At 66.6% G+C, this 11050-nt stretch carries 7 protein-coding genes and 1 pseudogene; 2 read left to right on the top strand and 6 right to left on the bottom strand.

The features are described 5' to 3' along the window. A partial coding sequence (locus IBL25_RS27650; protein WP_187780515.1) for an ATP-binding protein occupies positions 1–268 on the bottom strand: 268 nt, incomplete at its 3' end. Positions 269–1245: 977 nt separating this feature from the next. After that, positions 1246–1590: a DUF6634 family protein gene (locus IBL25_RS21315; RefSeq protein ID WP_187780514.1), complete on the bottom strand. Its 345-nt coding sequence runs from the start codon at positions 1588–1590 to the stop codon at positions 1246–1248. A gap of 718 nt (positions 1591–2308) precedes the next feature. Between IBL25_RS21315 and IBL25_RS21310 the strand changes: the two genes are divergently transcribed. Beyond that, positions 2309–2578, top strand: a complete 270-nt coding sequence (locus IBL25_RS21310; protein WP_187780513.1) for a type II toxin-antitoxin system prevent-host-death family antitoxin — start codon at positions 2309–2311, stop codon at positions 2576–2578. Positions 2579–2602: 24 nt separating this feature from the next. On the opposite strand, the gene IBL25_RS21305 is transcribed toward IBL25_RS21310, so the two are convergent. Together IBL25_RS21305 and IBL25_RS21300 are read right to left on the bottom strand one after the other, a co-directional pair. Beyond that, the gene (locus tag IBL25_RS21305; protein WP_187780512.1) at positions 2603–4057 is read right to left on the bottom strand and encodes a hypothetical protein; all 1455 of its coding nucleotides are present in this window, start codon (positions 4055–4057) and stop codon (positions 2603–2605) included. 68 nt (positions 4058–4125) lie between these two features. Next, entirely contained in the window at positions 4126–4881 is a 756-nt protein-coding gene (locus IBL25_RS21300) for an abortive infection family protein (RefSeq protein ID WP_187780511.1), read from the bottom strand. 1152 nt (positions 4882–6033) lie between these two features. Between IBL25_RS21300 and IBL25_RS21295 the strand changes: the two genes are divergently transcribed. Continuing rightward, the gene (locus tag IBL25_RS21295; protein WP_187780510.1) at positions 6034–7419 is read left to right on the top strand and encodes a hypothetical protein; all 1386 of its coding nucleotides are present in this window, start codon (positions 6034–6036) and stop codon (positions 7417–7419) included. A gap of 722 nt (positions 7420–8141) precedes the next feature. On the opposite strand, the gene gyrB is transcribed toward IBL25_RS21295, so the two are convergent. Together gyrB and IBL25_RS21285 are read right to left on the bottom strand one after the other, a co-directional pair. Beyond that, the gene (gene gyrB / locus IBL25_RS21290) at positions 8142–10589 is read right to left on the bottom strand and encodes a DNA topoisomerase (ATP-hydrolyzing) subunit B (RefSeq protein WP_187780509.1); all 2448 of its coding nucleotides are present in this window, start codon (positions 10587–10589) and stop codon (positions 8142–8144) included. A gap of 42 nt (positions 10590–10631) precedes the next feature. Continuing rightward, positions 10632–11050 (bottom strand): annotated as a pseudogene (locus IBL25_RS21285) (DNA replication/repair protein RecF); the annotation flags it as partial.

Below are 11050 nucleotides of genomic sequence, written 5' to 3'. Positions count from 1 at the left end.
TCGACCATCCGACAGCCTCAGCACAAGGCGGCTTTCGGCTGACGGTTACGTCGCCGAAGCCGTCGATCTCGTCCACCAGCAGGACGCAGGGCGCCGCCTTGCGCGCGGCCTCGAAGGTCTCGCGCATGGCGCCGAGCGTCGTGCCGAGATGGCCGTCCTTGGCGCCCTGCCACTGGCCGAGAGAGCCGGTCACGAGCGGCACCCCGCACTGCGCGGCGAGCGCCCTGGCGAAGGTGGTCTTGCCGGTGCCGGTGGGGCCGACCAGCACGGCGCCGCGGTCCACGTCGCGCCACGGCAGCGCGCCGCTGGCGTAGTCGGCGAGGTCGCGCGCTACGTCCTTGCCCCAGCGCGCTGGCCTCGCCCATCCCGTGCAGGCCGTCGAGCGTCAGCGGGCGGGCGGCGATCCGCTGCGAGGCCAGTTCCGCCAGACGCCGGAGGTAGTCGTCGGCGTCCTGGTTGGGCAGCCGGGCCAGCCACAGGTCGCCGACGGTGACCAGCGGCGCCACCTCCGCCGGGACGGACGCGGTCACCGGCGCGACGCTGGTCAGCATGGTGGCCGCCTCGGCCAGCGCGGTCGGGTCCAGCGGGCCGACGGTCACCGTCGCCGTCGCGACCCGCAGCAGGTCGGACGGCAGGCAGCGGGCGGGCGCGGGGCTGAAGCCGTAGACCGGCCGCCCGCTGGCAACCATGGTGCGGACGGCACCGTTGCCGTCCTCGGGACGATGCCTGCGGGCGGAGCCGTCGCGGCGGAACTCGGCCCATTTCGGTTCGACCGTGCTGAGCCGCCGGTACGGCCGCTCCTGGTCGTCGTCGCCGTCGAACGGGATCTCGTCGGTGCCGTGGATCAGCATGCGCCATGTCTCGGCGACGGGATCCACCCACTCGGCGTCCGGCACCTCGACCACGATAACGGCGCCAGGCTCGAGCGCCCGGAGCCGCAGGCTTGGGTCGGCCAGGAGCAGGCGCCGCAGCATGGCGTGGGCGGCGGCCTCGGCCGGGTCGTCGAGGCGCACCCGCGACGGCCGGTGCGTGGGCGGGGGCTTCGGCTTCCGCGCCTGCGGAGCGATGGTGCCGAGGTGGAACGGCTCGTGGCCGATCTCCTCCTCGACGGCTTCGGCCAAGCCCTTGATGGCGAGGTCCAGCGCGTCGCCGGTCAGGGCGGCGGCGGCGCCAGCCAGGCTGGCCTTCGGCAGGGTGGACGGGAGCGCAGATGCGGGGGCGTTGGCGGGGCGGTCCGACATGGCGTCACCGCAGGTCCAGGGAGCAGGGCTCGTCAGCGGGCGGCGGGACGACCGGCATGGGCGCGCGCGGGGCGCCGAGCCGGTAGAGCCGGTTCAGCGTGCGCGCCCATCCCAGGGTCGGCGCGAAGGCCCAGAGGTCGGAGGTGCGGCAGAAGGGGCTGTCCAGCAACGGGTGGCCGGTGACGGCACCGACGAGGCACATGACTGGGCGCGAGGTCACGGCCCACGCCTCGAGCAGCGGCGCCTCCGAGAGTTCCTCTACGGAGGGTGTGCCGGACGCCGCGAGCCGCCGCAGATCCGCCGCCAGCGCCTCCAGCCTGCTGGCTTCCGCCTCGACGTCGCCGCGCACGGATCCTCGTTCACCGATGATGAGCATGGTGCCTCCTGTTCCTGATGGGTGGGTGTTCGGGTGTTGGTGGCGGCCCGCAGGTGCGGCCGCCGGGCGCCCTAGGCGGGCGCCGGGATGACGACCCAGTGCGCCCGCCAGCGCTCCGCGACCCGCCTGGCCGAGCTACCCCTGGTGCCCGGTGCGGTCGGCTCGAAGCGTGGAAGGCCAGTCGTCATGAATGGAACAAAGCCAGAACTTTAGGACAGTAGTCAATCACCGATTTCCGGTGGGTGACGCCAGCTGCAGGACGGCCCACGGCTGCAGGGCTCCGAGGCGCCAATCGTTCCGGCACACGCAACGAGCACCATGAATCCTTGCTGTTTCCTTGCAACATTGAGATGGGCCACGCCAGTTTCGGGAGACTTGGCGCGGCTGGCACTGTGTTAGGTCGGCAGTTTTCCCATAGGTTCAGATACCTACGGGGTTGTGGCAGACACGCCATTCCGGAGATTGGATACCTAGTGGCTTCACGGCGTCAGTGCGTCCAAAAAGGCGCCTCGTGGCGCGGTCCAGCGGGTAGAGACAGGCGGACGCGTCGGCTTCGCTCCGCACTTCGTGAACGTGAGGGAGGTCGGAGGAGGTTTCTCTCGGCGGCGCCGTCAGCGGGCACAAGTTACGAGTGCGGCAACTGGATGATGGAGCCCGCCCGTCAAGGATGGGCTGAGCAGGGGAGATTGGCATGACCACTTGGCAAGCTGCCGAAGCCCGTTGCCAGTTTAATGAAGTGGTCGACGCGGCGACCTCAGGCAAGCCGCAGATCGTGGGGTGCCGGGACGGTCGAGAGGTCGTCGTCGTCTCGAAGGAGCACTTCGAGCGGACCCGGCCGAACCTGAAGACGTTCCTGCTGACGCAGGGCTATGCAGGTGAGGACGAAGACGAGTTCGACCGCGCGATGAAGGAGGTCCGCGCCAGAGGGACCTGCCTCGGGCCGCGCACCGTTGGTACGTGATGCTCTAAAATCAACAGTCAGGGGCTAAGGCCCAGCAGCTCCGCGTCGGAGGCTGTTCAGGAGGTCCTGAGCAACGGCTTTGAGCGTCTGGAAGTACTCATTTTCACCCGCTTTGAAGATCGCGTTTCCTACGATGTACGCCCCGGTTCCGTCGATGAGCAGAGCCCTCATGCGCGCGCGGCCGAGAGTGCCGCTTTTCCAATCCTCGCTCATTTGGCGCGCCAATGCTTCTTGAGCGACAGCCAAGGAGCGAGTGGCCTCGGCGCTCAGTCCGTTGGCAGCCTCAGGGTCACGTTGAACCCGTTGCTCGAGGAAGACGGCTAATGCGCGAAGCTCAAGCTCCAAGGTTTGAACTGCAGCCTGCTCCTTGGCATGGTTGGAGGCCATGTCCATCAGAAGCAGTACGCGTTGTCCCTCGTCTGAGAAGATGTCCTGGCAGAGTGCCAGCCGCTTGTCATCCCCAAGGGCACCAGCGTCATCAACGCGAGCCATGATCTTGGCTACAGCTTCGTCCGCGACGAAGTCGTCAATCTGCCGGAATAGGCCCTGCACCTGGGCGAGAAGCGCGCCTTTCCCGCCGAGCTCCTGGAGCGTCGGCATCGGTGCATCAGGAAAAGGCACCGCTCCCACCGCCTCGTTGAGCCTCTGGACCTCTATGTCCCGCGGCGGCCTGCGTTCGAGCGGATTGATGTCCGTCAACACGGAACTGCACCGCTCGGTTTTGGACCTCCCCAAGAAAACCACGAAGTTCAGCGTCGAGAAGAATGACAGCCTAGCATAGGCCACGCCGTTGACGCCGCTGTGGCCGACGATGACACGGTGCCCGAACGGGAAGCCGATGGGCGCCAGGGTCAAAGGCGGATCTATGTCCCAACCCACGAAGCCGCTTCCCTGGCCGTCTAGCGTGTAGTCCTTTAATGTCTGGAATTCCGGCCTCCGGATGACTTCCGGATACGCCTGGGCGAAGAAGGTCTGGGCGATGTAGGCGACGGCTCGCATTCCTTCAGCGTCGCCCAGCATGAACCCGCCGCGTGTGGCGCCCAGGAAGTAGGTCTGCTTCTCGCCGACACTACGAACCGAGACTTTGAAGCCCTTCTTCCGCATTTCTGCGGTCCAGACCTCGGCCTCCTTGTGGCTGCGGAACGAGATGACCTTTCGTATCTCGCCGTCCACGAACTCGGATGACACCTCGCGAGGTGACGCGAAGTTCGACCCCGCAATGCTCAGCTCCAACGGCAACCCACTGGCCACGTCCGTGACGACGACGTGGGTGGGCAGATCGGCATGGTCCCCAACGACCCCGAGCCGAGCATTGAAGACGGCGAGCTGTGTCTTGATGACGTTCGCCAGCCCCGAGTAGGCTAGATTGTGCTCCGGGCAGTAGATGCCCTTATCGGTCCGGCGCCCTCCCAGGGCCGCAGGGAAGACGTGCTCGCGGGAACCCGCCTTCTCGCCGCAGATGATGCACGTCTTGGCCACGCCAATTTCCTTAGTCTTCGATGGGGGTGCCGGACCGGCCACAGCCAACGAGAGCTGAGGCCCTAGGTTCAGCGGCCTTGGCTGTGCCGAAGCATCCAGGCGGCAAGGATGAGGCCGGTGGATGCGACCAGCCCAGCATCGTGGGCACTCACCTCTGGCTCCGTACCCACCACACGGCCATGTCCGGTGCCTGCGACGTTCCGGAGTTCGTTCGCGGCGTCGATCATCGTCTTCGCATTGTTTGCGATCTTCCGGACATATCGCTCGTCAGCGGATGCTGGCGGGGTGTTTGTCGCCAAGCCAAGTACGTGAAAGCACTTCGTGGAAAGGGTGGGATAATCCCACTTCTCCATGCCGGAGAAGCCTCTTTCGTGCAGGATGGTTCGCATCGTTGCTTCCAGCATATCTTTCGTCGTGCCAATGGCGAGCGACGGGTCACCGGGCAACGCGTCCTGGATGCGGCGGCTGTGTTCACGCAGGTCGACTGTCGGGCTGAGACCTTGGACCTCCTCGAGGGCATGGCCCAGGGCCTCAAGAAGCGGGTCGCTTGTCCCTGCCCAGATGTCCAGGAACGCGGGGTCGTTGTCCTTGAACCACCGCTGAACTCCGTCCCTTCCGAACAGCTCCACAAGAAGAGATTGGTTCTGCTCGAACAGGTCCTTCACTACGTCCAGCACCAGCCCCTCAAAGTCGGGATCCCCCCAGTTGGCGGCCCGGACGAACCTGTGCCGTTCCGTGATGAGGTGGTCGAGGCCGTGAAGTGTAGAGAACTTCTTCCAGTCGCTGATGTCCAGGCGGCGGCTCAGCGCCTCCGCGAGCTTCACCTTGAATCTTCCAACCAGGGCGTCGTCATCGAGGATATGCTGCGGAATGCTGTGATTAGCGGGCACGTGACCTCACATGGCTGGCTTCCGGCAATGCGGAGCGACCAGATTTTACATCAGCCCCGGTAACTCGGCGAGCCGCCGCGCTTCCAATTCGTGCACCTCGCAGGCGGATCCGCCTGCCGATCCAGCCGTCCGGACAGACACGAACCTGCAGTCCAGCTATCTAGACTCGTGTGATGGCCTGATGATCACGAATCTCCGTCAACATCCTGATTTTCCAGGCATCGGCCCCGGGCGTCGCCATGAGCGCCGCTGGCAGGCCCGCTGCAATGCCGAGGCCGGTTGAGACTGGGAGACGGCAATGTCTGGTTGCAAGAGAATCACAGAGAGCGGGCGCCGCTTCTTCCTGGGGCGCGGCGTGCTGGCAGTGGCTGGCGCTGCGGTGGCCTCCACGGTGCCGCAGGCGCCCGCCAAGGTGACACCGACCCTGGCGCGGGTTGCATGCCCGGTCAGCAGGCTGGCCAACCTCCGCGACCTGAAGGTCAATGAGCCAGTCGAGATTGCCTACCCCCGACGCAGACAGCACAGGTGTGCTCATCAAGCTCGGCACGCCGGTGCCGGACGGCGTCGGCCCGGACCGCGCCATCGTCGCCTTCTCGAACCTCTGCTCGCACAAGGGCTACCCGATGTTCTACCAGGCCGACGACCGCACCATGAACTGCCCCGCCACTACAGCCGCTTCGACTGCGAGAAGGGCGACCTGCAGGTCTGGGGCCACGCGACCTAGAATCTGGCGCAGTTCTGCCTGCGCGCTTGGCGCTTGATTGAACCCGCAAGCCAGGCGGGGAGGAGTTCGCCCCGCAACGCTCCGGCCGGGGCCGGGTGCGACGCCGGGGCGCTGCGGGCCGGGGAGGCGGTGGATTTCCCGCCCTTTACGAGGCTGCTCGGCGGCTAGATCCATTGGAGAGCGCCGCAGCCTTGCGCGGCAGGGACGGAGCACTACCTCAGGCGTGTGCGGGAGAGCGGGTGGGAATCGATGCCTTCACTTAGCCGAGTAGGCGCGTCAGCTCTGGGAGCCTTCCCGCCGTATCGGGATAGTTCTCTGGTGATGGTTGCCGCATCCGACGGTTCCGGACAGGAGAGCCGCCAATGCCGCTGAGTGGCGAGCAACTCGATCAGCTGCTCCGCCGCCCGTCGGAGACCTTGAATTCGGAAACCAAGACGTGGTTCGACCTGCGCACGCCGCACGGCAAGGCGAAGTTGGTCCGTGCGCTGTTCGCCTTGAGAAACCGCAACGGCGGGACCTTCGTCATGGGCTTCAACGACAAGACCCTGGAGCCAGATCCCTACGGCCTTGAGGTGCCAGTCCAGGAGCTCGTCACGGTCGACACGGTCCATGGCATCATCTCGACCTACGCCACCCAGTCATTCGAGGTTGGGGTGCACCTGCACGAACTGGACGGTGTCCCGTATCCCGTGCTGTCCGTGCCGACGGGCGTGACCGTGCCGGTCATCGTCAGGTCGGATCTCCCGAACCCGGAGAAGGCGGGCAAGTTCCTCATCCAAGAGGGCGACCTCTACTTCCGCACCCTTGCCTCCAACGGCACCCCCAGCAGCTCGAAGATCAAGCCGGGCGACTACCGCGACCTCCTGGACGTCTGCTTCGAGAACCGGGAGGCCGACATTGGCCGGTTCCTCCGCAGGCACCTTGGCGGGGGAGGCGACGCACTGCGGGTTCTGTCTGAGGAGGCGCGGCTTACCCTTCGAGCGCGGTGCGAGCAACTCACCGCCAGGGGTGAGGCTGCTTACGTGGCGGCAGCTGGCGGTGCAGCGGACGGCCCAGTGAGCCCGGGCCCGGATATCCTGACGATGCGTGTTGCCATGTGCCTCGATCCCATGAAAGACGACGCGCTGCCCACGGGGGAGTTCCTGAACGCTTTCACCAGCGGCAACCCGGCCTACACGGGATGGCCGGTCTGGCTGGACACTCGCGGCTTCCGCGACCGTCAGGCCCATCCATTCGTCAAGGATGGGTCGTGGCAGGCGCTGGTCAGGGAAGCGCCTTCGGGCATCCCTGATTCCGACTTCATGTTGCTCGATCCACGAGGCGACTTCTTCCTTCGCCGTGTCATGCAGGACGATTTCCGCGCGAACGCGGAAGCACGGCGACTGCTGGATCCAGGCCTGATGCTGGACCGCGTGGCGGAGGTGTTTGCCGTCGGATTGGCCGTCGCCAAGGCAACAGGTTGGACGGCCGACGCCAAGGTCGGGTTTCGGTTCCACTGGTCGGGGTTGGCGGATCGGCGCCTCGGCGCATGGGCCAACCCGTTCTGGATGGTACCTTCGTCCGGGTACAGCGCCCACGACAGCGAGGCGGCGGCGTTCGCCGAACTGTCTCTCGACACCTCGGCAAGCGCGTTGGCGCCGTTTGTCGCCGCGGCCACGGGACCTTTGTTCGCAGCGTTCGGCGGCTACACGGTGGCCCCCGGTGGGGTGGAAGATGCCGTGAAGCAGCTCCTCGCCCGTCGGCTCTGATCCGCTGAGTGCGGTCAGGCTAAACGTCCTTTGCGAAGTCGCAAAGACCCGGCGCCATGCGGGGCCAAAGGGAGCGCGCCGCCATGGTTCAGGATGTAGATCTCAACAGGTCGCCGCATGCCGGGGTCCTAAGCTGGCGCGGAAGAGGGGGCGCCTTATAGGGGACCGGCCGCGTCAGCGACAGAAGGCCGACTCGGGCAGAGCCGAGGAACGATGATCCTGGCAAGCGCCGCTGAACCTCCTATGCTGCCCGGGCGTTTCGGTGACGAGGCATGGGAGCGGATGATGAGGCTGGCTACCTACGTCTTGAAGTTGGCAGGCCTAGCCGCGAGCGGTGGAGCGCTCCTGGCTTACGCAGGCGAGCCGCTGCCTGCGGACTGGTTTGAGGGAATCGTGATGCCGGGCTCAACAGTGGGACACGCGGCTGTCGTCCTGGGCATGTGGGCGGCTGGCCTTGCTTCCACGGCAGGAGGCATGGTCGGTCTGGTTTGGTACACGTGGGCGTTCTGGCGCGAGCGGCGGCGGCGGGCCGGAGTGCGGACTGCGGGTTGAACTCTGCGCTCGCGCGCAGACCGAGGACAGCGTACCGAAACGAGCTCCTATACTAAAGCGGGATCCGGTAAATCCTAGCTGTTGACAAGCATATCCCCGGCGGGCGGCGAAGTGCGCCTGCCGGGGACGGTATTTTGGGAAAAGGGACAGGTATTTGGTGTCCCTACACCTCAGACGTCCAGATTGGCGACCTTCAGCGCGTTGCCGACGATGAACTCGCGGCGCGGCTCGACGACATCGCCCATCAGGGTGGAGAAGACCTCCTCGGCATCCGCCACGTCATCCACCTTCACGCGCAGCAGGGTGCGCGCCGCAGGGTCCAGCGTGGTCTTCCAGAGCTGGTCGGGGTTCATCTCGCCCAGGCCCTTGAAGCGCTGGATCGCGAGGCCCTTGCGGCCCTGGCCGATGATGCGGTCGAAGGCCGCCAGCGGGCCACCCACCGTGCTGCTGGTGCTTTCCAGCGCCAGGGTGGCGGGCTCGGCCCAGGCCTTGCCCAGCGCCTCGCGCCGCTCGTCCAGCCAGCGGGCATCACCGCTGCGGAGCGCCGCAGCATCCAGCGTGTGCTTCTCGGTCACGCCACGCACGGTGCGGCCCATGGTCAGGCTGGTGCCGGCGGACACCTTCCAGCCCCGCTCGGTGGGCAGGGAGATGGCATCCAGCCGCCGCGCCAGCACCTGCGCCGCCGCATCGGCCTTGGTGGCATCCAGCGTCAGCGCGCCGGCGATGGCCGCCTGCTCCACCAGCTCCGCCGGCAGGTTGCCGGCGAGGCGGCGCATGCGCCCGGCGGCCTGCCGCAGCGTCTCCACCCGCTCATGCAGCGCCTCGCCTTCCAGCACGGTGCCGTCGGCATAGGTCAGCTTCGCGTTGTGCAGCGCCTTTTCCAGCAGGAAGTCCTCAAGGGCCTTGTCGTCCTTCAGGTAGCGTTCCTCGTTGCCGCGCTTGGCGCGGTAGAGCGGCGGCTGCGCGATGTAGAGGTGCCCGCGCGTCAGCAGCTCCGGCATCTGCCGGAAGAAGAAGGTCAGCAGCAGCGTGCGGATGTGGGAGCCGTCCACATCCGCATCCGTCATGATGACGATGCGGTGGTAGCGCAGCTTATCGGCCGAGAAGCCGCCCTTCTCCACCGGCCCGGTGCCGATGCCGGTGCCCAGCGCCGTGATCAGCGTGCCGATCTCGGCGGAGGACAGCATCTTGTCGAGCCGCGCGCGCTCCACGTTCAGGATCTTGCCCTTCAGCGGCAGGATGGCCTGGAAGCGGCGGTCGCGGCCCTGCTTGGCGGAACCACCGGCCGAATCGCCCTCGACCAGGAAAATCTCGCACTGCGCGGGATCCTTCTCCTGGCAATCCGCCAGCTTGCCCGGCAGCGTCGAGATATCGAGCGCGTTCTTGCGGCCGACCTTCTCACGCGCCAGCTGCGCCGCCTTGCGGGCGGCGGCGGCCAGCACGACCTGGTCCAGCACCGCGCGGGCTTCCTTGGGATGCGTCTCGAACCAATGGCCCAGCGCATCGGCCACGGCGGCATGCACCACCGGCTGCACCTCGGAGGAAACCAGCTTGTCCTTGGTCTGCGAGCTGAACTTGGGGTCCGGCACCTTGACCGAGAGCACCGCCGTCAGCCCCTCGCGCATATCCTCGCCCGAGAGCTCCACCTTCTCCTTCTTCGCCATGTCCTCGGCGTATTTGGAGACGATGCGCGTCAGCGCCTGGCGGAAGCCGGCCTGGTGGGTGCCGCCATCCCGCTGCGGGATGTTGTTGGTGAAGCAGAGCACCTGCTCATGCGGCGTGTTGTTCCACCACATGGCCAGCTCGACCTTGATGCCGGCGCCGTCATCCTTGGCCGTCAGGCTGACAGGCGGCTTGAAGACCGGCTCCTTGGCGCGGTCCAGCCATTCCACGAAGGCGGTGAGGCCGCCATGGAACAGGAACTTGGTTTCCTTGGCCGGCGTCTCATCGGTCGCCACGCGGTCGTCGCGCAGGTTGATGGCAAGGCCGGAATTCAGGAAGGCCAGCTCGCGCATGCGGCGTTCCAGGACGGCATAGTCGTATTCCGTCTTGGTGAAGGTGCCGCTGCTGGGCTTGAAGGTCACCTCGGTGCCCGTCGGGCGGTCGGAGGGCCCGACCACTTCCAGCGGCTTCACGGTGTCGCCGTGCTCAAAGCGGATGAAGTGCTCGTGGCCGTTGCGCCAGATGCGCACGTCCATCCATTCGGACAGCGCGTTCACCACCGCCGCGCCGACGCCGTGCAAGCCGCCGGAGACCTTGTAGGAATTCTGGTTGAACTTGCCGCCGGCATGCAAGCGCGTCAGCACCACCTCGGCCGCCGAGACGCCTTCCTCGGCATGCATGTCGGTCGGGATGCCACGGCCGTTGTCGCGCACCGTGACACTGCCATCGACATTCAGAATGACATCGCAGCGGTCCGCGTAGCCGGCCTGGGCCTCGTCCACCGCATTGTCGATGATCTCGAAGGCCATGTGGTGCAGGCCCGAGCCGTCATCGGTGTCGCCGATATACATGCCGGGCCGCTTCCGGACTGCTTCCAGACCGCGCAACACGGTGATGGAGGCGCTGTCATAGGCGTCCGCCTGTTGGGAGGACGGCGCGCTCACGGGCTCACTCATGCCGGCGGGAAACTCCTGAAACTCGGATAAGGCGGGAAAACGTCATTTTATAGCATTTTCTGCCGCTTGAGGCACTGGCAAATCGGCAGGAATCAGCCCGCCAGGGCGCGCCAGAAAGGCCTCCGCCACCCCATGCAGCGGGGCGAAAGGGGCGAATTCGGTGCCGGTCAGGAAGCACTGCGCCGGCAGAGCCACAAGGGCCGCGAACAGCGCCTCCCGTCGGCCAGGGTCCAGGTGCGCCGCCACCTCGTCCAGCAGCAGCAGGGGGGCGAAGCCACGATGCGCCGCCACCAGCGCCGCCTGGGCCAGCACCACCGCCACCAGCAACGCCTTCTGCTCGCCGGTGGAGCATAATTCGGCCGGGATTTCCTTGGGCAGCAACACCATGCGCAGGTCGGTGCGGTGGGCGCCCTGCCGCGCGCCGCCGGCTGCCGCGTCCCGCGCCCGGTCGGCGGCCAGGC

Source organism: Pseudoroseomonas ludipueritiae (assembly GCF_014490445.1).
Taxonomy (GTDB): Bacteria; Pseudomonadota; Alphaproteobacteria; order Acetobacterales; family Acetobacteraceae; genus Pseudoroseomonas; species Pseudoroseomonas ludipueritiae.
Note: the sequence above shows the minus strand (reverse complement) of the source record. Positions and strands in the feature narration are given on the sequence as shown.

What these genes read in the sequence shown, in the direction of transcription:
- IBL25_RS21310 (WP_187780513.1), top strand. Translation starts at nt 2,309, where the DNA reads ATGACCACTTGGCAAGCTGCCGAAGCCCGTTGCCAGTTTAATGAAGTG.
- IBL25_RS21295 (WP_187780510.1), top strand. Translation starts at nt 6,034, where the DNA reads ATGCCGCTGAGTGGCGAGCAACTCGATCAGCTGCTCCGCCGCCCGTCG.
- gyrB (WP_187780509.1), bottom strand. Translation starts at nt 10,589, where the DNA reads ATGAGTGAGCCCGTGAGCGCGCCGTCCTCCCAACAGGCGGACGCCTAT.